The organism is Photobacterium lutimaris (genome assembly GCF_003025555.1).
Classification (GTDB): domain Bacteria; phylum Pseudomonadota; class Gammaproteobacteria; order Enterobacterales; family Vibrionaceae; genus Photobacterium; species Photobacterium lutimaris.
In genome coordinates this window covers 106,933-128,912 of sequence record NZ_PYMH01000008.1, presented here as the reverse complement: position 1 = coordinate 128,912, position 21,980 = coordinate 106,933, and the positions used below count along the sequence as shown (strand labels likewise).

Annotated in this window: 14 protein-coding genes; 7 read left to right on the top strand and 7 right to left on the bottom strand. The window is 50.9% G+C overall.

Annotated elements, in window-relative coordinates:
- The first annotated feature begins 35 nt into the window (after positions 1-35).
- The 3 genes from aceE (at position 36) to lpdA (ending at position 6,243) form a co-directional block, all read left to right on the top strand.
- Positions 36-2,699 carry a pyruvate dehydrogenase (acetyl-transferring), homodimeric type gene (gene aceE, locus C9I99_RS16790; RefSeq protein ID WP_107350010.1) on the top strand — a complete coding sequence of 888 codons (2,664 nt, stop codon included), beginning with the start codon at positions 36-38 and terminating at the stop codon, positions 2,697-2,699.
- A 14-nt stretch (positions 2,700-2,713) separates the two neighbouring features.
- Positions 2,714-4,633: a pyruvate dehydrogenase complex dihydrolipoyllysine-residue acetyltransferase gene (aceF, locus tag C9I99_RS16785; protein ID WP_107350009.1), complete on the top strand. Its 1,920-nt coding sequence runs from the start codon at positions 2,714-2,716 to the stop codon at positions 4,631-4,633.
- A 182-nt stretch (positions 4,634-4,815) separates the two neighbouring features.
- The gene (gene lpdA, locus C9I99_RS16780) at positions 4,816-6,243 is read left to right on the top strand and encodes a dihydrolipoyl dehydrogenase (RefSeq protein ID WP_107350008.1); all 1,428 of its coding nucleotides are present in this window, start codon (positions 4,816-4,818) and stop codon (positions 6,241-6,243) included.
- A 122-nt stretch (positions 6,244-6,365) separates the two neighbouring features.
- On the opposite strand, the gene C9I99_RS16775 is transcribed toward lpdA, so the two are convergent.
- The 3 genes from C9I99_RS16775 to C9I99_RS16765 form a co-directional block, all read right to left on the bottom strand.
- Positions 6,366-6,833: a hypothetical protein gene (locus C9I99_RS16775; protein ID WP_133638257.1), complete on the bottom strand. Its 468-nt coding sequence runs from the start codon at positions 6,831-6,833 to the stop codon at positions 6,366-6,368.
- 60 nt (positions 6,834-6,893) lie between these two features.
- A complete protein-coding gene (locus C9I99_RS16770; RefSeq protein WP_107350006.1) occupies positions 6,894-8,960 on the bottom strand; it encodes an LruC domain-containing protein in 2,067 nt (688 codons plus the stop codon).
- A gap of 249 nt (positions 8,961-9,209) precedes the next feature.
- Positions 9,210-11,126: a methyl-accepting chemotaxis protein gene (locus C9I99_RS16765; RefSeq protein ID WP_107350005.1), complete on the bottom strand. Its 1,917-nt coding sequence runs from the start codon at positions 11,124-11,126 to the stop codon at positions 9,210-9,212.
- 60 nt (positions 11,127-11,186) lie between these two features.
- On the opposite strand from C9I99_RS16765, the gene C9I99_RS16760 reads away from it, so the two are divergent.
- Both C9I99_RS16760 and acnB read left to right on the top strand, forming a co-directional pair.
- A complete protein-coding gene (locus tag C9I99_RS16760; protein ID WP_107350004.1) occupies positions 11,187-13,499 on the top strand; it encodes a patatin-like phospholipase family protein in 2,313 nt (770 codons plus the stop codon).
- Between the two features lie 274 nt (positions 13,500-13,773).
- Positions 13,774-16,371, top strand: a complete 2,598-nt coding sequence (gene acnB / locus C9I99_RS16755) for a bifunctional aconitate hydratase 2/2-methylisocitrate dehydratase (RefSeq protein WP_107350003.1) — start codon at positions 13,774-13,776, stop codon at positions 16,369-16,371.
- 88 nt (positions 16,372-16,459) lie between these two features.
- On the opposite strand, the gene C9I99_RS16750 is transcribed toward acnB, so the two are convergent.
- The 4 genes from C9I99_RS16750 to C9I99_RS16735 form a co-directional block, all read right to left on the bottom strand.
- Complete coding sequence (locus tag C9I99_RS16750; RefSeq protein ID WP_107350002.1) at positions 16,460-16,921, bottom strand: DoxX family protein; 462 nt, start codon at positions 16,919-16,921, stop codon at positions 16,460-16,462.
- 316 nt (positions 16,922-17,237) lie between these two features.
- Entirely contained in the window at positions 17,238-18,374 is a 1,137-nt protein-coding gene (locus C9I99_RS16745; protein ID WP_107350001.1) for a glycerate kinase, read from the bottom strand.
- Positions 18,375-18,386: 12 nt separating this feature from the next.
- Entirely contained in the window at positions 18,387-19,652 is a 1,266-nt protein-coding gene (locus C9I99_RS16740; RefSeq protein ID WP_107350000.1) for a GntP family permease, read from the bottom strand.
- Positions 19,653-19,809: 157 nt separating this feature from the next.
- On the bottom strand, positions 19,810-20,946 hold the full coding sequence (locus tag C9I99_RS16735; protein WP_107349999.1) for a sugar diacid recognition domain-containing protein: 1,137 nt from the start codon (positions 20,944-20,946) through the stop codon (positions 19,810-19,812).
- A gap of 118 nt (positions 20,947-21,064) precedes the next feature.
- On the opposite strand from C9I99_RS16735, the gene C9I99_RS16730 reads away from it, so the two are divergent.
- Entirely contained in the window at positions 21,065-21,433 is a 369-nt protein-coding gene (locus C9I99_RS16730) for a YacL family protein (protein ID WP_107349998.1), read from the top strand.
- A gap of 191 nt (positions 21,434-21,624) precedes the next feature.
- Positions 21,625-21,963 (top strand): P-II family nitrogen regulator, encoded by a 339-nt coding sequence (locus tag C9I99_RS16725; RefSeq protein WP_107349997.1) that lies wholly within the window; start codon positions 21,625-21,627, stop codon positions 21,961-21,963.
- Positions 21,964-21,980 lie beyond the last annotated feature (17 nt).

Genomic DNA, 21,980 nt, shown 5'->3' with positions numbered 1-21,980 from the left:
TAGTTTTGTAGATTATCAACGAAAGGATAGATCGCATGTCTGAAGTCATGAAAAATGACGTGGATGCACTGGAAACTCAAGAGTGGCTAGCAGCCCTAGAGTCAGTGGTTCGTGAAGAAGGTGTAGAACGCGCCCAGTTCCTACTTGAGCAAGTACTGGACAAGGCTCGTCTTGATGGCGTAGATATGCCAACAGGTATGACAACCAACTACATCAATACGATCCCAGCTGCACAAGAACCTGCATACCCAGGTGATACAACACTTGAGCGCCGTATTCGTTCCATTATTCGTTGGAACGCAATCATGATTGTACTGCGTGCTTCTAAGAAAGATTTGGACCTAGGTGGCCACATGGCTTCTTACCAGTCTGCATCTGCATTCTACGAAGTCTGTTTCAACCACTTCTTCCGTGCACCAAACGACGTTGATGGTGGCGATTTGGTTTACTACCAGGGTCACATCTCTCCAGGTATCTATTCTCGCGCATTTGTTGAAGGCCGCCTGACTGAAGAGCAGCTAGACAACTTCCGCCAAGAAGTAGACGGTAAAGGTATCCCTTCTTACCCGCACCCTAAACTAATGCCTGAATTCTGGCAGTTCCCGACGGTATCTATGGGTCTGGGTCCAATCTCTGCTATCTACCAAGCACGTTTCCTTAAGTACCTTGAAGGCCGTGGCCTGAAAGAGACTTCAGCGCAACGCGTTTACGCGTTCCTGGGCGATGGTGAGATGGATGAGCCAGAATCTCGCGGTGCGATTTCTTTCGCTGCGCGTGAGAAGCTAGACAACCTATGTTTCCTAATTAACTGTAACCTACAGCGCCTAGACGGTCCTGTAATGGGTAACGGCAGCATCATCCAAGAACTTGAAGGCCTATTTAAAGGCGCAGGTTGGAATGTTGTTAAAGTTATCTGGGGTAGCAACTGGGATTCACTACTAGCGAAAGACACTTCCGGTAAGCTTCTTCAGCTAATGAACGAAACTATCGATGGTGACTACCAGACATTCAAATCTAAAGATGGCGCCTACGTACGTGAGCACTTCTTTGGTAAGTACCCAGAAACAGCGGCACTTGTTGCTGATATGACTGATGACGAAATCTTCGCACTTAAGCGTGGTGGTCATGACTCATCTAAACTGTTCGCTGCATTCAACAATGCAAAAGAAACAGGCGGTAAGCCAACCGTGATCCTAGCTAAGACTGTTAAAGGTTATGGCATGGGTGAAGCGGCAGAAGGCAAAAACATCGCTCATGGTGTGAAGAAAATGGACATGACGCATGTTCAGCACCTACGCGACCGTCTAGGCCTACAAGACATTCTTTCAGATGAGAAGATCACAGAGCTTCCATACCTGAAACTGGAAGAAGGTACGGCTGAGTACGAATACTTGCATGCTCGTCGTAACGCGCTGCACGGTTACACGCCTAAGCGCCTGCCTAAGTTCACACAAGAGTTCAAAGTGCCTGAGCTAGACGCGTTCTCTTCTCTCCTTGTAGAGCAGAAGCGTGACATCTCGACCACAATGGCTTACGTACGTACGCTAAACATCCTTCTGAAAGATAAGAGCATTGGTAAGAACATCGTGCCAATTATCTGTGATGAAGCACGTACTTTCGGTATGGAAGGTCTATTCCGCCAGGTGGGTATCTACAACCCACACGGTCAAGAATACACACCTGAAGACCGCGGTGTAGTCTCTTACTACAAAGAAGCGACTTCTGGTCAGGTTCTTCAGGAAGGTATCAACGAACTCGGTTCAATGGCATCTTGGGTTGCTGCGGCAACGTCATACAGCACCAACGACCTGCCAATGATCCCGTTCTACATCTACTACTCAATGTTCGGTTTCCAACGTATTGGTGACATGGCATGGCTAGCCGGTGACCAACAAGCTCGTGGTTTCCTACTAGGTGCTACAGCTGGTCGTACAACGCTGAACGGTGAAGGCCTACAGCACGAAGATGGTCACTCGCACATCCAGGCGAACACGATCCCGAACTGTATCTCTTACGACCCAACGTTTGCTTACGAGCTAGCGGTTATCATGCAAGACGGTATCCGTCGCATGTACGGTGAGAACCAAGAGAACGTGTTCTACTACCTAACGGTAATGAACGAAAACTACGCCATGCCAGCAATGCCAGAAGGCGCTGAAGAAGGCATCCGTAAGGGTATCTACAAGCTAGAATCTTACGCGGGCGAGAAGAAAGTTCAGCTGATGAGCTCTGGTACTATCATGAACGAAGTACGCAAAGCTGCACAGATCTTGAGCGATGACTACGGCGTTGCTTCTGACGTTTACTCTGTGACTTCATTCAATGAACTAACACGTGACGGTCAGGATGCAGAGCGCTTCAACATGCTTCACCCAGAAGCAGAAGCGAAAGTACCTTACATCACTGAAGTGATGGGTACTGAGCCAGCTATCGCTGCGACTGACTACATGAAGAACTACGCAGAACAAGTTCGTGCGTTCATGCCTTCTGAGTCTTTCAAAGTACTTGGTACTGACGGTTTCGGCCGCTCTGACAGCCGTGCGAACCTACGCCGTCACTTCGAAGTTAATGCTGGCTACGTAGTTGTTGCTGCACTGACTGAACTGGCTAAGCGTGGTGATGTTGAGAAGTCAGTAGTTGCACAAGCAATTGCTAAGTTCGACATCGACGCAGACAAGATCAACCCGCTATACGCGTAAGAGGCAAATTAAACATGGCAATCGAAATTAATGTACCTGACATCGGTGCAGATGAGGTTGAAGTAACTGAGATTCTTGTTAGCGTTGGCGACAAGGTTGAAGAAGAGCAGTCACTGATCACTGTAGAAGGCGACAAGGCTTCTATGGAAGTTCCAGCTTCTCAGGCGGGTATCGTTAAAGAAATCAAAGTGGCTGAAGGCGACACTGTTTCTACCGGTTCTCTAATCATGATTTTCGAAGCAGAGGCGGCCGGCGCTCCGGGTGCTGCTGCGGCTGAAGCAGCGCCTGCTGCTCCAGCTCCAGCGGCGGCTCCTGCGACTTCAGAACTTAAAGAAGTTCACGTACCGGATATCGGTGGCGACGAAGTTGAAGTAACAGAAATCATGGTTGCAGTTGGCGACAGCATCGAAGAAGAGCAGTCTCTTCTTACTGTTGAAGGCGACAAAGCATCAATGGAAGTACCAGCACCATTTGCTGGTGTTCTAAAAGAAATTAAAATTGCAGCAGGCGACAAAGTCTCTACTGGTTCTCTAGTTATGATCTTTGAAGTGGCCGGCACAGCTTCAGCAGCGGCACCAGCAGCAGTTGAAGCGCCAGTAGCGGCAGCTCCTGCAGCCTCTGCAGCAAAAGAAGTCAACGTGCCAGACATCGGCGGTGATGAAGTCGAAGTGACTGAAATCATGGTTGCAGTTGGCGATACAGTGGAAGAAGAGCAATCTCTAATCACTGTTGAAGGTGACAAGGCTTCGATGGAAGTGCCAGCACCATTTGCAGGTACGGTTAAAGAAATCAAGATTGCCGCTGGCGACAAAGTGTCAACTGGCTCACTAATCATGGTCTTCGAAGTGGCGGGCGCAGCTCCAGCAGCGGCTCCAGTGGCAGCAGCTCCAGTGGCAGCAGCTCCAGTGGCAGCAGCTCCAGCGGCGGCACCTGCTCCGGCTGCAGCTCCAGCAACTCCGGCTTCAAGCGGGACGCCGGCCGCAGGCGACTTCCAAGAAAACAACGAGTACGCACACGCGTCTCCAGTTGTTCGTCGTCTGGCGCGTGAATTCGGCGTTAACCTATCTAAGGTTAAAGGTACAGGTCGTAAGAACCGTATCCTGAAAGAAGACGTTCAGAGCTTCGTTAAAGATGCACTTAAGCGTCTTGAGTCTGGTGCTGCGGCATCTGGCAGCGGCGACGGCTCTGCGCTTGGTCTACTACCATGGCCGAAAGTTGACTTCAGCAAGTTTGGTGAGACAGAAGTTCAGAAACTTTCTCGCATCAAGAAGATCTCTGGCGCTAACCTACATCGTAACTGGGTAATGATCCCTCACGTTACACAGTGGGACAACGCAGATATCACTGCTCTGGAAGCATTCCGTAAAGAGCAGAACGCGATTGAAGCGAAGAAAGACACTGGCATGAAGATCACGCCACTTGTTTTCATCATGAAAGCGGTAGCGAAAGCGCTTGAAGCCTTCCCTGCATTCAACTCTTCGCTATCTGATGACGGTGAAAGCCTGATCCTGAAGAAGTATGTGAACGTAGGTATCGCAGTTGATACGCCAAACGGCCTTGTTGTTCCTGTCTTCAAAGACGTGAACAAGAAAGGTATCTACGAGCTATCTGATGAGCTGAAAGCGATTTCTAAGAAAGCACGTGCTGGTAAACTGACTGCTTCAGACATGCAAGGTGGTTGTTTCACTATCTCAAGCCTAGGCGGTATCGGCGGTACTGCGTTCACACCAATCGTGAACGCACCAGAAGTTGGTATCCTAGGTGTATCTAAGTCTGAAATGAAGCCAGTGTGGAACGGCAAAGAGTTCGAACCACGCCTACAACTTCCATTGTCTCTATCATACGACCACCGTGTGATCGATGGCGCGGAAGGTGCTCGCTTCATTACATACCTGAACGCGTGTCTGTCTGACATTCGCCGTCTGGTACTTTAAGGTTTCCTAACCCAACCTCCATGCCTGCTAAAGCAGGCATGGAAGTGTTGTGTAGCTCACAGGCTATAGCAATTTTCTTTTCAGTTTGTTAACACCTCTGTAAAATCGTTAGCCAGCTGAAACAAAAAGTAGAACACGAATACTTAGCCTGTTAGGGATAAAAGACTTACAACGAGGTCATGATGAGTAAAGAAATTAAAGCCCAGGTAGTGGTGTTGGGTTCAGGCCCTGCAGGTTACTCTGCGGCATTCCGTTGCGCCGACCTAGGCCTAGAAACGGTACTAATTGAAAAATACAGCACCCTAGGTGGTGTATGTCTGAACGTGGGTTGTATCCCATCGAAAGCGCTGCTTCACGTTGCGAAAGTCATCGAAGAAGCTAAAGCGATGGCCGACCACGGTATCGTCTTTGGTGAGCCGCAGACCGATATCTCTAAGATCCGTCTATGGAAAGAAAAAGTCATTACCCAGCTAACGGGCGGTCTTGGCGGTATGGCTAAGATGCGTAAAGTTAATGTAGTTAACGGCTACGGTAAATTTACTGGCCCTAACACTATCGTTGTTGAAGGCGAAGGTGGTGCGACGACTATTAATTTCGACAACGCTATCGTTGCGGCAGGTTCTCGTCCAATCGAGCTACCGTTTATCCCGCACGAAGATCCACGTATCTGGGACTCAACTGACGCGCTTGAGCTGAAAGAAGTACCAGAGAAGCTACTTGTTATGGGTGGCGGTATCATCGGCCTGGAAATGGGTACGGTTTACCACGCACTGGGTTCTCAGGTTGACGTTGTTGAGATGTTTGACCAGGTTATCCCTGCCGCAGATAAAGACATCATCAAAGTCTTCACAAAACGCATCAAGAAGAAATTCAACCTGATGCTAGAGACGAAAGTAACGGCTGTTGAAGCGCGTGAAGATGGTATCTACGTGTCAATGGAAGGTAAGAAAGCACCTTCTGAAGCGGTACGTTATGACGCAGTTCTTGTTGCTATCGGCCGTGTACCTAACGGTAAGCTGATTGACGCAGAGAAAGCGGGTATCGAAGTTGACGAGCGCGGTTTCATCAACGTTGACAAGCAGATGCGTACTAACGTTGCTCACATCCACGCTATCGGTGACATCGTTGGCCAACCAATGCTTGCTCACAAAGGTGTGCATGAAGGTCATGTGGCCGCTGAAGTTATCTCTGGTAAGAAGCACTACTTCGATCCTAAAGTTATTCCTTCAATTGCCTACACTGAGCCAGAAGTTGCATGGGTGGGTAAGACTGAGAAAGAAGCAAAAGCTGAAGGTATCAACTACGAAGTTGCTACTTTCCCTTGGGCTGCTTCTGGTCGTGCAATCGCCTCTGACTGTGCTGACGGTATGACGAAGATGATCTTCGACAAAGACACGCACCGTGTTATCGGTGGTGCAATCGTTGGTACTAACGGTGGTGAGCTACTGGGCGAAATCGGTCTAGCGATCGAGATGGGCTGTGATGCAGAAGATATCGCATTGACTATCCACGCTCACCCAACGCTACACGAATCTGTTGGTCTGGCTGCAGAAGTATTCGAAGGTTCAATCACTGACCTGCCAAATGCCAAAGCGGTTAAGCGTAAGTAATTGCTACTTTGCTAACGACTATGAAAAAAGCGCCCTAGGGCGCTTTTTTAGTTTCTGATAGGGCCAGGGGCTCGTGGCTACAGGCTGGCGGGTAAAGAGTGGTTCAATGGTCCATCGCCGCTTTACGGATACTGCAGCTCTTTACCATCACTGAGCGCAAACACCTTGGCAATAGGGGGGATGCTGGTATCGGTAAACATCACCAACATCATCAGTGATTGCTGCTGTTTGCCAAGCGTCAGGGTTTGGTTCAGCTGGCCGTCATCGGTAACAAACAACAGCAGTTGTGTATCAGGGTTAGGGATGGGGGAATTGTCATCGCCACTCCATTGCTGGTAAAAGCCGACATAAGCGCGTTGGTCGGTGAGAGACCGTAGGTCGACATTCACCTTCAGTTGCTGGCTGGTGGTGAAATCATAATTTGGCGCTACCTTGATACTTGCCATGGTAACCGGGTCGTCGTCACCATTCGCATTATTCTCTGCCGGTGTCGAGGCGGATGGAGGAGTATCACCGCCGCCACCACCACAACCGGTCAGTCCCAAGGCCAATATCCAACTGCAAATTAAGAGCGTAAATTGTTTCATCATCCATTCCTCTGTTCTTCCAATTATTGCTATGCCAAGCGATTGCTCTTAGGGGCCATGCTGTTATTCGAGGCCATAGAGGTGTTGGCTAACCCTTTTTGATTTAATAAACCAGTCGACATGGGTGCCCGTTGTGGCGTAATCGAAAAACCGAGGGTAAGCCAATAACATATCGACTTGCTCTAGTGGGTGAGACCAAGTCTCTGTGACGATAAACCCCCATGGCAGGCCATTTTCGGTGCGGTATAGGCTGCCGATTCCGCTGTCACTGCGATCATCGTAGTTACCCATCAGCTCTAGGCTGGCATTGCCTAACTGGGTTGGTTCGTAGTCATCTAGATGGATCTCAAGCCCGCGCCCAACGGATGTACCTTCGCCATGGTTGAAACCATCGACTGCAAAAATGAAGGGGTCATAAGGTGCAGCAGGTAAAGTCCAAGATTTCACTCCTGCTGTGAGGGGCAAAGTGACAGAGAAGTGGAATCTCTCGACTTCTTGGCAGTTTTCAAGTGTACGGTGGAAGCGGCAAGTCGATTGAGTATGGGGGGTGAGATCGTCTGAAATAATCAGTACTGTATTGCCCTGGCCTGCCTCTAGTGGTGAAACGGCCACCAGTTTGCTATTGCGGGTAAAGATAATATCGCTTTCACTGACTGAGCTGCGGCTTAATAGCGGTAGATGGATGCCAAAGCCATTTCGGTAATCGGCTCCCAGTGCTTGCAGGTTGCCGGAAATCTTGATCTGGCGGGCATCATTGTTTTGATCGGTTTGAACCTCTATTTGATAGCGCATCACCACATCATTGAGATCGTAATCGCCTTCACGTGGCCAGCTATCTTCAAACGCAGCGGTAAAGGGTCCGTAGCGCGATGTGTTTAGTTGGTCATTTTCCAGTGTTATTAGGTAATCTTCGACCTCACCATCAGGCGCTCCACCAAATGAAGGTAAGTCCTGAATACTGCTGATGCGAAATCTCGCCCAGGTGTCACCGGCACTGACAAAATCTGGCACATTGACTATCAGTGAGTTCATGCCTGCTGCAAGTGTTTGGCCAAAGCTGATTTGCTCATTGCTGTCGGAAAAGTCACCGTCTTTATTCCAATCAATCCAGGCATTGAGGAATCCGCCAGCCCGGTTGGCCGTGACCGATATCAGCGCCTGCTCACCACTTTGCAGTGGGGTGATAATGACGCCGTCCTCATCATCGGTGCCGGTTTCATCATCGCTGGTACCAACCACAGCTTCACTGTCAGGTGCAACGCCACCGAGGAAGAGAGAATTGTTGCTGAGATCGTGACGGGCACCGTTATTGTCGACCGAGGTTTGATAGCTATCCGGGGCATCACCTAAATCGATGGTTTCAATTTCGACTGGCGCTGAAGCACAGCGTACCCCATCGTTAAGGCCCGACTTTGGACCCGCAGCGAAACGGGTGGCGGTGGGCACGACATTACTAGGATCAGATATATCAATGGTAAAGATGATGCCGTCTTGGTTGCGGCTGAAGTAAAACTGCCCGCTGGCGTCAAAATAGGCTGCGCCAAAGGTGCCGGTGACACCGGCATTACCTAAAACCGTCTTGCTACCGTTATTGGGGCTGATACGGTAAAGGTAACCGCGCTTGTTATCAATGGCGTAAATGTTGCCATCGTCAGGGTGAAAAGCAAAATCCGTGAGCTTCATGCTTGAATCACTGCCTTCAACCTTGATGCCCTTGAGGAAATTTGGGTCGCTTTCATCGAGTGGGATTTTGTAAAGTCCCGAACGATAGAGGTAATAGGTGTTATTGGCGACATCACCGACATAAAAAGGCGAGTCGGGCAGACCTGTGACGGGCAAGTCGGTCGCAGTAAAGTCATTGCCGACCTTGACCACCTTCTTATTGGTGGTGTTAAAGGCATAAATAAAATTGTCGGTTTCATTGTAGCCTGCCGCATTGAGGTTACCCTTTTGACCAATATCCGTTTGCAGGGTCTGGTAGGCACCCGTTAGCAGGTTGACCCCGTAAATGTTGGTTTGAGAGTCCTGCATTAAAAAAGCAGAGTATGGGCAGGTATCAAAGGCTGCACTGTTGGCGTTGTGACTCAACAACAAAAAAGGCACTACCGAAAGTAAAAATTTTTTATCCATGGTTAAATTTCCCCCTGAGCTTATTAGCACTAATCAACTTTGATGCCATGATGTTAACCTTCTGTTTTGTTGGTTTTTTTTTGCGGTCTTTTGAGCGGCAGATGGTTAGAGCTTTGTATCTTGCGAAGCATTATGTCTACGAGGTGAGAGTCTAGCGGAAGGCGTTAAGTACAAAAAAGGGAGAGCAAGTTGCTCTCCCTCAGATAAATAAATGCTAATTGTTGCGGCTACCTACACCGCTAAGCTTGGTTACAGCTTGAAGGTACCGACCATGTCATCAAGACGCTTGGACAGATCGCGTAGCGCCTGGCTTGATTGGGCCAGCTGCGACGCGGTATCGGCAGTGCGCTGGGTGGTTTCGTTGATATCTTCTATGTTGCAGTTGATATCGCTGACCACGGTTGATTGCTCCTCGGTGGCGGTTGCCACTTGGGTATTCATATCGGATATCAGGGTAATGCGGTCAGATATTGATAACAGAGCACCTGAAGCCTCATCAGCGGCTGACACCCCAGCGGAGGTGAGCTGGCGGCTCTGGATCATTGCGCTGACCGCGTTACTGGCTTCTTCCTGCAGGCGGTTGATCATTGCCTGGATTTCATCCGTAGAGTCAGCGGTTCGGCTGGCGAGACTGCGGACTTCATCGGCCACTACGGCAAAACCGCGGCCCTGCTCACCGGCACGGGCGGCTTCAATCGCGGCGTTGAGTGCCAGTAAATTGGTTTGCTCTGAAATACCGCGGATCACATCCAGGATACTGCCAATCGCTTGGGTGTTGTTGGCGAGCGACTCTATCACCTCGCTGACTTTGGTCACATCATTGGATAGCTGGTTGATGGTGTCGCGCGCTTGACTGACTACCTGCTGGCCGCTCTGGGTCTCGTTCTCGGCATTGTGTGCCGCATCGGCTGCCTGTGCAGCATTGCTGGCGATTTCATTGACGGTAGCCCCCATTTCATTGATGGCGGTGACGACCTGCAGGGTGCGATCACGTTGGTTGTGACTGGTATCCAAGGTGATTTCGGCTTGGTGAGCGACCGACTCTGCCGCTTCACGCAGGCTGTTACCGGTCTCGGCGACTTCTTTTACCGAGTAATGAATTTTGCCGATAAAGCTATTGAAGCCTGCAGAAAGCTGAGCAATTTCGTCATTCCCCGTGACTTCAATTCGGTGGCGCAGATCGCCTTCACCTTCACCCAGATCTTTGAACATGGCGGCAAGGCGAGAAATTGGCTGGGTAATGTTGCTGCCGAGCCAGATGGCAAGCAGAACAAAAATGGCACCGATACCGGCTGTCCATAGCATGATTTGCTGGCGGGCTTGGTTCAGCTCAGAAAAGGCTTCTTCAAGCGGCATTTGGGCAACCACATACCAGTTCATTGACGGGATGTAACTGGTGGCCACCAAGATATCTTGGCCATTGATGGTTTGCTGGACGATATTGAAATCATCTTGTGCCATTAGGGTGGCGGCTGCCTGGGAGCCGTAGAGATTGGCTAGCTTTTTATTGCCCATTACACTACGGTCTCGGTGGAGCTGGATCCGGCCATCGCTATCGGCAAGAAACACAAAACCGGTTTGCTCCAATTGGAACTGGTTGATAAAGCGCACCATTTCGGCAAGTGATTTTGACAGGCCGGCCATACCTTTGCCGTGCAGCTGCTGGTAGTTGACAAATAGCTTCATATCGCCGTTATTTTCGCGAAATACACTGAGCGAACGGGCTTGGCCTGATTGGGTGAAATCATAAAACCAGCTGTCTTTTTGAGGCGTCAGGCGGCGCAGGAAACCATTCTGGTTCCAGTAATCACCACTGGTACGATCAGCAATAGAAGCATCGAACAATTGGTACTGGTTCTTGATATCATTGAGGCGCTGGATTATTTTGCTTTCATCAGCTTGGGTTCTGCCATCATGATAGAGGTCGGTAATAAAATGGCTGGTCGCCAATTGCTCGGCAGCCCCCAGCATCAATGAAACTTCTTTGTCGATGCTATTACGAATTTGCAGTAGGGTAGCCGGGAGCTCCGATTGCATCAGCCGATTTTCGACCACTTGCCTTGCTTGCTTTTGGCTAATCATACCAACCAGTAAGGTTGAGGCAGTAACCGCAAGAACCATTGCCAGGATCAGCTTTTGTTTGATTGTTAATTGGTTGAACTTCATAGTCTTTATAGTTTTATCTGAAGATGTGAACGTAGTGTGCGTTCACGGAATAAGTAGCCCATGACCCAAAAACAGCCATTTGCGGCAACTCACAGTGTGTTTTATTACCTGCAACATTGTTGCATAACTTTAGTGCTAAGTATCACATTTTTATGCTTGTACAGTGTACCTTTTTCTTCTCTCGCCTTTGCCGAGCAGCGACCAAAAATCGGAGTGGTGCTGGGCGGTGGCGGAGCCAAGGGCGCAGCCCATATTGGGGTGCTCAAGGCACTGGAAGATCTTCATATCCCCGTCGATTACATTGCGGGTACCAGTATGGGAGCCTATGTCGGTGGTTTGTATGCGACCGGGATGAGCGCCGATGAGATTGAAGCTCTGTTGACGAGTGTTAACTGGGAGAAAGGCTACCAAGACCGGGTCATGCGCGGCGATCGCCGAGTGAGGGAAAAGCAGCAGGAGGACCGTTACCAAATCACGAGTGAATTTGGATTTGGGTTTTGGGAGGTCAAAGCACCGAGGGGCATTGTTCAGGGGCAGACCATGGGCGAAATCTTACGCTCGACATCTGGCAACCTGCCCGTTTTTGACAGCTTCGATCAGCTGGTGATCCCTTTCCGCGCAGTGGCGACAGATATCGAAAACCTCCAGCCTGTGGTGCTTGCCAAAGGCGACTTGGCCGAAGTGATGCAAGCCAGTATGTCTATTCCGGGTTTGCTGCCGCCCAAGGAGCTTAACAACCAGCTTCTCGTCGATGGCGGGATCACCGACAACCTGCCGATAGAGGTAGTGCGTAATATGGGGGCAGATATCATTATTGCGGTTGATATCAGCAATGAATTCAAAAATCGCAATGAGCTCAATACCTATTTTGCGGTTATGGATCAGCTGACGGACTTTATGGTGCGCGATAATGCTGACCGCCAGATTGCCTTGCTATCAGACGAAGACTTTTTGATCCGACCGAATATCCGCGGCATCAAAACCACAGACTTCGCCCGTATGCCGCTGGCCTTCGAGAGCGGCTATGTCGAGGTGATGGCCATGGCCGATGAGTTACACCATCTAGGCCGGAGCACCTGGTTCCAGGACTACATCGACAACAAACAGAAACGCCGGCGCCAGTTGGTACCGCTGGATGAATTGGTGGTCGATGAAATCCGGTTGTACAACAACAGCAGCTATGCCGATGAAGTGCTACTTGGCCGCTTACAGCTTGAAGCCGGAAAGGCCATTAGCTCGGAGGAGTTGGACGAGAGTGTACACAGCTTGTACGCTCTGGATCGCTTTGAACGGGTAGATTACCGTATTGAGCGAATCGATGATGAGAATGTTATCTTGCTCAATGTGAAGGAGAAAAGCTGGGGGCCAAATTTCATCGACTTCCGTTTTGCCCTTGAGGATGATTTTGAAAACAGTACCGATTACTCCTTTGGAATGGCGTTCAATGTCACTGGGCTTAATCGTGCAGGGGCTGAGTGGCGAACCGAGCTGGAGTATGGGTCGGATAAACGTATTGCGACGGGGTTGTACTTGCCTTTTGTCAGAGATCACGACTGGTTTTCATTGATAACGGCGGAGTATAAAAGTACCGATTACAATATTCCGTTATTTGGCGAAGAGCCTGCTTTAGAAGATATTGATTTTTTTATTCCAGCAACCTATACCGATACTATTTTTGATGCATCGTTTGGTTGGCAGCCAAGGTTATGGCAAGAGTTTCGGGTAGGCATGCGCTATCTCAGCGGGGAAACGGAAGTACTGGGCTTTCCAAGTTTCGGGGTCGATAAGCGCAAGAGTCAAATTGGCTATATTCGTTACAGCCTAGATACGCTGGATGACTTCATGCTGCCCAAGCAAGGTAATTTGTTCGAACTAGAGCTGGCAGCATCGGATGATCAAAGTCGCTTCCAAGGCGAGGAGTTTGATGACTTCTCGGTGCATTTTGATATGAACTGGAAGGGGGCGGTGACCTATGATGACCATACCTTCATTGGCAAGGCGGAATATGGCCGGGTACGATCGGACTTTGATTTGCGACTCGATCCTAAAGAGCTCGGCGGTTTCCTCAATTTGTCAGGGATCCCGAAAAACAGTTTGTCGGGCAACAACAAAATATTCACTGCGGCCATATACCGCTACAACCTGATGGAGCAGGACTTTGGCCTGTTTAAATCCTCGGTCTTTTTCGGTGGATCGGTGGAGTATGGCGGGGTCTACAACAATTCTGATCTGAGTTTCAAGGATGTTCCGCTCTATACTGCTGGCAGCTTGTATTCGGGGATCACTACGCCGGTTGGGCCGCTTATCTTGGCCTATGGCCGTACTGAGCAGTCAAACCATGCGTTTTATGTTTTCTTTGGCGGGGCGCTGTAATATAACAAGCTGAAATAAAGGCGAAAAGGATCCGGTTGGAACAACCGTTCCTCACGTTTATTCAAAATTTGTGAATGTTGTAAAAAACGGCAGGATTTTAATATTACGTTAAATCTGGTATGCTCGACGAACGGTTTTGGTCTCCGTTGGCTGAAATAGAAACATTTTCTATGTGACAGAAGGAATATCACGACCTTCCACCATGCTAACGGCAGATCAATCACTTCCAAGGATGTTTGGCCATTGCGGCCAAACCTAAAATGAGGAATATGTCGTGCTTGAAGCCTACCGTAAACACGTCGAAGAACGTGCTGCAGAAGGAGTTGTTCCAAAGCCTCTCGATGCTGAGCAAGTTGCCGCTTTGGTTGAATTACTGAAGACCCCACCGGCAGGTGAGGACGCCTTTCTGCTCGATCTGCTGGAAAATCGTATTCCCCCTGGTGTCGATGAAGCGGCCTACGTCAAGGCTGGTTTCCTTGCGGCACTGACTAAAGGCGAAGCGCAGTCCCCAATCGTCAGCAAGGAAAAAGCGGCCGAGTTGTTGGGTACGATGCAAGGTGGTTACAACATCGAACCGCTGATCGCCTTGCTTGACGATGATGCCCTGGCCCCGATTGCGGCCAAAGCGTTGTCCCATACTCTACTGATGTTCGATGCCTTCTATGATGTCGAGGAAAAAGCCAAAGCCGGTAATGTATTTGCCAAGCAGGTGATCCAATCCTGGGCAGACGCCGATTGGTTCCTATCCAAGCCAGAGCTGGCTGAAAAAATCACCTTGACGGTATTCAAAGTCACTGGCGAAACCAATACCGATGATCTTTCACCGGCACCGGATGCATGGTCACGTCCTGATATCCCGTTACACGCCTTGGCGATGCTGAAGAGCGAGCGTGAAGGTATCGAGCCTGAACAACCAGGTTCAATTGGTCCTATCAAGCAGATTGAAGCGCTGAAAGAGAAAGGTCACCAGCTTGTTTATGTCGGTGATGTTGTCGGTACGGGGTCTTCTCGTAAATCGGCAACCAACTCGGTGCTGTGGTTCATGGGTGACGATATCCCTAATGTCCCTAACAAGCGCGCCGGTGGTTATGTTCTTGGCGGCAAGATTGCCCCTATCTTTTTCAATACCATGGAAGATGCTGGTGCACTGCCGATCGAAGTGGATGTCACGGCGCTGAACATGGGCGATGTGATTGATGTCTTCCCGTTCAAAGGGGAAGTTCGTCGCCACGGTAGTGACGATGTGGTATCGACCTTTGAGCTCAAAACAGATGTGCTGATTGACGAAGTGCGTGCTGGTGGCCGTATACCGTTGATTATCGGCCGCGGCCTGACGGATCGTGCCCGCCAAGCGCTGGGCCTACCTTCATCGGATGTGTTCCGTCGCCCAGTGGCGGTAGAAGATTCAGGTAAAGGTTACAGCTTAGCCCAGAAGATGGTGGGTAAAGCCTGTGGTGTGGAAGGTATCCGTCCGGGGACCTACTGTGAGCCGAAAATGACAACGGTAGGCTCGCAAGATACCACCGGCCCAATGACCCGTGATGAGCTAAAGGATCTCGCGTGCCTGGGCTTCTCGGCTGAACTGACCATGCAGTCGTTCTGTCATACCTCGGCCTATCCTAAGCCGATTGATGTCAATACCCACCATACTCTGCCTGACTTCATCATGAACCGCGGTGGCGTGTCGCTGCGTCCGGGCGATGGGGTTATTCACTCATGGCTAAATCGTATGCTACTGCCTGATACCGTGGGTACCGGTGGTGACTCTCACACCCGTTTCCCTCTGGGGATCTCGTTCCCTGCTGGCTCGGGTCTGGTTGCATTTGCCGCCGCCACCGGTGTGATGCCGCTTGATATGCCAGAATCTATTTTGGTTCGTTTCAAAGGAGAGATGCAAGAAGGGATCACCCTGCGTGACTTGGTGCATGCCATCCCTTACTACGCGATCCAGCAGGGCCTGTTGACGGTTGAGAAAGCCGGTAAGATCAACGAATTCTCTGGTCGTGTACTGGAAATCGAAGGGGTTGAGCACCTAACGGTCGAGCAGGCATTTGAACTGTCTGATGCATCAGCCGAGCGCAGTGCTGCGGGCTGTACGGTGAAGCTGTCGCAAGAGTCGATTACCGAGTACCTGAACTCGAATATCGTGATGCTCAAGTGGATGATTGCCGAAGGTTATGGCGACCGCCGTACTATCGAGCGCCGTATCACGGCGATGGAAGAGTGGTTGGCAAACCCTGAGTTGATGGAAGCAGATAACGATGCCGAGTACGCGCATGTTATCGACATTGACCTGGCAGATATCAACCAGCCTATCTTGTGTGCACCAAACGATCCGGATGATGCGCGTCTGCTATCCGATGTGCAGGGTACTGCAATCGATGAAGTGTTCATCGGTTCGTGTATGACCAACATCGGCCACTTCCGTGCTGCAGGCAAACTGCTTGAGAAGTTCGGTGGCCAGCTCGATACCCGCCTGTGGGTCGCACCACCAACCAAGATGGATAAAGATCAGCTTACCGAAGAAGGCTACTACGGCATCTTTGGCCGTGCGGGTGTGCGTATTGAAACCCCGGGCTGTTCATTGTGCATGGGTAACCAGGCCCGCGTTGCTGATAAGGCAACCGTGATGTCGACTTCTACCCGTAACTTCCCGAACCGTTTGGGAACCGGTGCTAATGTCTACCTGTCTTCTGCCGAACTGGCAGCGGTCGGTGCGATTCTTGGCCGTATCCCAACCAAGGACGAATACCTTGAGTACGCCAAGCAGATCGATGCGACGGCAGCGGATACCTATCGCTACCTCAACTTCCACCGCATGGCGCAGTACACCAAGAAGGCCGAGGATGTGATCATCCAGCAACCGGCCTAAGGGTTAACTGGCTGATACTTGAAAATCAATAATAAAAAACGCCTCCAATTGGAGGCGTTTTTTTATGGTAAGTATCAAGAATAAAGGTTTAAGCGGTTTTCTCTTTGGCCAATGCTTTCGCTTTACGGCGCTTGCTCAGCCAGAAGTGCTCAAGACCGATACGGCCACCGCCTTGTACCATCAGGGTGAGGTAAACCAGCGAATAGATAAAGGCCAGTTCGGCCCCCGCCCAGCCTTTTAGCATTCCTACCGCGTAGGTGGCGGTTCCCATGGTAAACAGTAGTACCAAGGCGCTGACACGAGTTAGTACACCCAGCATCAGGGCGATAGAGCCCAGTACTTCGGCCAGCATTGCCAATACCAGGCTTGGGGTGGAGCCAATGCCGAGCGGGTCGATAAATGTCGGGGCTAGCTCACTGAAGTTCATTATTTTGCCGACGCCGTGGGTCAGCATTGCACCGCCGATGGCCAACCGGAGCAACAGCAGGAGCAGATCTTCGATACGGTGAGATCCGTTTCGGCCGGATAGGAGAGCAAGTAGTTTGTCCATGACAGGATCCTTCACGAGAATAAGAGTAGCTTGCCCTATTAGACTACGGGGGAGATGACCATAGTCTGAATGACGCGGATCAATGTGTGGTTCTGTGAGGAGGCTAACACTGCTTGGGTTGGTGTTTTTGTGGGGAAGGTAACACTCGGGCTAGAGGCTAGAGGCTAGAGGCTAGAGGCTAGAGGCTAGAGGCTAGAGGCTAGAGGCTAGAGGCTAGAGGCTAGAGGCTAGAGGCTAGAGGCGTAGGGTAGGAGCTTCAAATGGGAAAGAATGAAGCTCTACCCTACAACTTAACGGTCTGCGCGAAAGATCAGGATTAGCGTTTGCCCACCGTCAGCATCGCGGCCACGTTGCGTGCGGTCATCTGGACATTGAATGCTGCTTCATCCATGGCTGTTTGGAGATCCATCGCGCGAGGTGTCACGCTGAATACGGCGTCGATACCGTGGTCGTAAACCGCGTCGCAATCGGCGGCCAGACAACCTGCGATACCGATCACCGGGATATTGAACCGCTTGGCGGAACGGGCAACACCGATAGGGGTTTTGCCGTGAACCGTCTGGCTGTCGATACGGCCTTCACCGGTAATGACCAGGTCGGCATCAGCACACACATCCAGCAGGTTGACCGCATCCATCACAATGTCGATACCCGGGCGCAGGCTCGCATCTAGCAGGCCAAGTAGGGCGGCACCAAGGCCACCGGCAGCACCGGCACCGGCCATGTCTTTCACATCACGGCCCAGTTGGGCTTTGATGATGTCAGCGTAGTGGGCCAGATTCACATCAAGCTGCTCGACCATTTGTGGTGTGGCACCTTTTTGTGGGCCGAAGATATGCGACGCGCCTTTAGGGCCGCATAGCGGGTTGTCGACATCACAAGCGACTTCCAGCTTCACAGTTGCTAGGCGTGGATCAAGGTTGGTTTTGTCGACAGTCGCAATACGGGCTAGCTCAGCACCGCCAAAACCGATTTCTTCACCGTTTTCGTCCAGCAGGCGGATACCCAGCGCCTGGGCCATACCGATACCGCCGTCGTTGGTGGCACTGCCGCCGATACCGACAATGATGTGCTCGACGCCTTTGTCCAGCGCCGCTTTGATCAATTCACCGGTACCGAAGGTGGTGGTTTTTAGCGGGTTGCGCAGTTCGGGTGCAACAAGATGCAGACCGGAAGCGGCAGCCATTTCGATGATCGCCGTGCGGCCATCTCCCATCACACCGTAGAAGCCTTCTACCTGCTCGCCCAGCGGGCCAGTAACGGGGTGCGCGATGATTGAGCCGTTGGTCGCATCCACCAGAGATTGAACGGTGCCTTCGCCACCGTCAGCCATTGGCAATTTGTGGTATTCCGCTTCCGGTAGGACTTGGCGGAAGCCCGCCTCGATAGCCGTTGCCACTTCCATGGCCGTCAAACTTTCTTTGTATGAATCAGGGGCAATAATAATTTTCATGGCTATAAATCCTTAAACGAAGAAACCGAATACACCAAAAATAAGGGTTGAGATGACAGCGATCACGAGACCGACTGCTGATTCGTATGGCACTAGCTTGAGACGCTCTTTGATATCCATATGAACAGCACCGCCTGTGGCATGGAAGAAGCTGCCGTGCGGCATGTGGTCTAGCACTGTGGCACCGGCGTGGATCATTGCCGCACCAGCGAGTGCCGGTACGCCCAGCTCAAGGATCGTGTGGCTGAACACGCTAGCAGCAACGGCAGTACCTGCCGTGGTGGAAGCGGTGGCCAGTGACATCATAGAGCCGGAGATAGGCGCGAGCAGGTAAGATGGCAGGCCAGAAGCGGTTAGCAAATCAATCAGGCCGTCGCGCAGACCTGAGTTGGCAATAATACCAGCCAGGGTACCGGTACCCAGTAGCATGACAGCAACCGGTGCCATACGGGTCAGGCCAGATACAGCAAAGTGGTTGGTATCGCGGAAGCGGCCCATGACAACGGCACCGACCAAGCCACCTAATGGTAGGGCGATCAGTGGATCAACATTGATCCCGGCAATAGGGCGCAGCGCCAGTAAAGAAATTGCGATAAGCGGAGCCACAATGGCTGCACCGAATGTCGGCAGGCGGCTGTGGTCGACTGCGACGACTTCGTGCTCGGCCACTTTGCTACCGCGGTTAACCAGCTTCTTAGCGATGAAATAAGCGAAAACCATACCGCACAGGCCAGGGATCACACCGGCTGCCATCACTGATGTTAGCGGGACATTAAAGGCATCAGCGGCAGCAATGGCATTGGGGTTTGGCGACATGATGTTACCGGCTTTACCACCACCGACCATGGCCAGCAAGATAGCCATTTTTGATAGGTCGGCACGGCGTGCAATCGCCAGCGCAATGGGGGCGACAGTGATAACGGCAACGTCGACAAAGACGCCGACGGCGGTCAGGATCATGGTGGCGACGGCCAGTGCCAGCAGGGCGCGGGTTTCACCGACTTTTTTGACAATGGTTTCAGCGATGGAAGTCGCCGCGCCGGACTCAATCAGTACGCCGGCCAGCACACCCGCAGCCAAGATCCGTAGCACTGCTGTGACAATGCCTTGGGCACCGCCGATCATCAGGTTAACGGTATCGGTCAGAGATACACCGCCGACAATACCACCGACAAGGGCACCGATGATCATGCCGTAAGCAGGTGGGACTTTCTTCAGGATCAGGCTAATGGCCACTACCAGCGCAGCCAGCGCGCCAAGTGTTGATACTTCTACCATGTTCTATTCCACGTCAAAATTAAAAAGAAAAAAGAAAATTCCTAACTGCGGTGGAATGTACTCGGACTGGTGGCTTTTGGCTTTAGGCGAGGTGACGAAAAATCATCACCCCAGATCTTCTTTTTTGTGCGCCTGCACAAGTTGTTGGTTTTTTGAACTAACAGGAGAGGGCGATGTATAATCGGGTTTTGTCAGATAAGTTATTGAAACTTAGCTGTGTTTCCTGTTCGATACGATCGAGTCGGTAACGCAGGGTATTACGGTGAATATGGAGCATTTCGCACGTTTGAGCTAAATCACAATTCTGAGCAAAAAATATCTTTAGGGTCTTGAGCAAGGTCCCTTTGGGGTCATTGGCCTTGAGAGCATCGAGCGGTTTGACCAATTGCTCGTAGCGCCAAGGGTCGTCTTTGAGTCCGCTGAGCAATACAGGTAGCAGGTGATCTTGGTAGAACAAGACATCCTCGTCGTTTTTACCGGCACTGAGAGTCGCCTGGGCTGTTTGGAATGAGCGAGATAACCCCGGCAGGCCGGGAAAGTAGTCGCCCAGGGCGATCTGAATCGAGAACTGGCTCTCCTTGGCAACCCGGCGCATCAGTTTGTTGATCCGCTTTTGCTCGATATCCCGTGACCACCCCGCCTCTTCTAACGTGATAGGCTTAAGCACCACAATTTCATTGAGCGACACCGAGTGGATCCCGACCAGGTTATCGCGCTCGGGGTATTCGAGTAGATGTACCATTTTTTGCAGGTGCTCGAGTGACAATGACTCGCCTTCAGCTGGGAGTACTTTGACCAAGGCAGCTATGCGCGGCTGGGCCAGATCCAGATCGAGCTTCTGGGCAATGGAGAGCAGTTGGGCGTCATTGAGCTCGGTGTCCTTGATCAGCTGCAGTACCAGTTCTTCGCGATGGCGCTTGTTCCACTGGACCTGAGACATCAAGGCTTCTTGTTCGACGATCAGTTCGGCGGTCATCTTGACCAGTTCGCCATAGTTACGCACTTGATCAGGTGTGCCGGAAACCCCTACGACGCCTATAATTTGGTCGCGGAAGACAATAGGCAGGTTAATGCCGGGTTTAACACCTTTGAGCTGCAACGCGGTACCGGGATCAATCTCGACGACCCGGTTGTCAGTGATGGCCAGTACGGCACCCTCATGGCGTTGATTGAGGCGGCTGGGATCGCCTGAACCAATGATCCGGCCATGTTCGTCCATCACATTGACCGAGTAATGGATGATTTTCATCGTCCGCTCGACGATTTGCCGGGCAATGGTCGCATTGAGTTGCATTTCTGTGTCAGATCCTGAAAATGTGCGCTCTTGCGCGAAGAGGCGAGTACATCACCCCGCTTCAGTCAAGTTTACCATCATTGCACTTAAGATCACTGACATCACACAGAGGATAGCTATGGATTACGATTTTAAAAAGAATACCCTGGACGGTAGCTATCATGCGGTTTTCTCGATGGGGCATGAAGCCTTAGGGCGCTGGCTGGTGGAAGAGATCGGCAAGGACTTTGACAAGATGGACACTGTGATGTCCCAGCTTGGTGCACTGAAAAACAGCACCCAGGAATGGCGCGTTATAGGTGATGAGCTTACCCTCACCTTGCAGGACAACGAGGCGGTTATACAAGCTAATTACTTGTTTTCAGAGGACGATACTGAACTGGAAGATGACATGGACTTCTATGACGAAGAGGCTATGGCAGTTTGCGGGTTTGAGGACTTTGCACAGGTTTTGACGGCGTGGCGAGGATTCGTTACCCGTTTTTGACCAACAGGCCCGGTTGAGTGGGCGAATGCTTTATTTCGGTGAAAAGGCTGCACTATTACGGTGCGGCCTTTTTTGTATTAACATCACATATTTTTTTAAATCGTTGAAAATAAAGTATTAAAAAAGTTGGCACGTTGCTTGTTTGTTATTGAACTGTGATTGAGAAGGAATTCCGTTTTGAGGAGCAGGCAATGAAATTGATCAACGCAATAATCAAACCATTTAAGTTGGATGATGTACGTGAAGCGCTAGCAGATGTTGGGGTCGAGGGAATGACCGTTACTGAGGTGAAGGGGTTCGGTCGCCAGAAAGGCCATACCGAGTTGTACCGCGGTGCGGAGTATCAGGTCGACTTCCTGCCGAAGGTCAAACTGGAGATTGCCACTCAGGCTGAAAATTTAGAGGCCATTATCGAAGCCATTTCAAAGGCTGCACAGACCGGCAAGATTGGTGACGGCAAAATTTTTGTCTATGACCTAGACCATGCAGTACGTATTCGTACCGGTGAAACGGATTTAGAAGCTTTATAAGAATTAAGCGTAGGGGA

Bases quoted from the DNA above. Each gene is read 5' to 3' on its own strand.
- C9I99_RS16745 (WP_107350001.1), bottom strand. From the start codon at position 18,374: ATGAAAATTATTATTGCCCCTGATTCATACAAAGAAAGTTTGACGGCC.
- C9I99_RS16760 (WP_107350004.1), top strand. From the start codon at position 11,187: ATGACCCAAAAACAGCCATTTGCGGCAACTCACAGTGTGTTTTATTAC.
- lpdA (WP_107350008.1), top strand. From the start codon at position 4,816: ATGAGTAAAGAAATTAAAGCCCAGGTAGTGGTGTTGGGTTCAGGCCCT.
- C9I99_RS16725 (WP_107349997.1), top strand. From the start codon at position 21,625: ATGAAATTGATCAACGCAATAATCAAACCATTTAAGTTGGATGATGTA.
- C9I99_RS16775 (WP_133638257.1), bottom strand. From the start codon at position 6,833: ATGATGAAACAATTTACGCTCTTAATTTGCAGTTGGATATTGGCCTTG.
- C9I99_RS16770 (WP_107350006.1), bottom strand. From the start codon at position 8,960: ATGGATAAAAAATTTTTACTTTCGGTAGTGCCTTTTTTGTTGTTGAGT.
- aceF (WP_107350009.1), top strand. From the start codon at position 2,714: ATGGCAATCGAAATTAATGTACCTGACATCGGTGCAGATGAGGTTGAA.
- C9I99_RS16750 (WP_107350002.1), bottom strand. From the start codon at position 16,921: ATGGACAAACTACTTGCTCTCCTATCCGGCCGAAACGGATCTCACCGT.
- C9I99_RS16730 (WP_107349998.1), top strand. From the start codon at position 21,065: ATGGATTACGATTTTAAAAAGAATACCCTGGACGGTAGCTATCATGCG.
- C9I99_RS16740 (WP_107350000.1), bottom strand. From the start codon at position 19,652: ATGGTAGAAGTATCAACACTTGGCGCGCTGGCTGCGCTGGTAGTGGCC.
- aceE (WP_107350010.1), top strand. From the start codon at position 36: ATGTCTGAAGTCATGAAAAATGACGTGGATGCACTGGAAACTCAAGAG.
- C9I99_RS16765 (WP_107350005.1), bottom strand. From the start codon at position 11,126: ATGAAGTTCAACCAATTAACAATCAAACAAAAGCTGATCCTGGCAATG.
- C9I99_RS16735 (WP_107349999.1), bottom strand. From the start codon at position 20,946: ATGCAACTCAATGCGACCATTGCCCGGCAAATCGTCGAGCGGACGATG.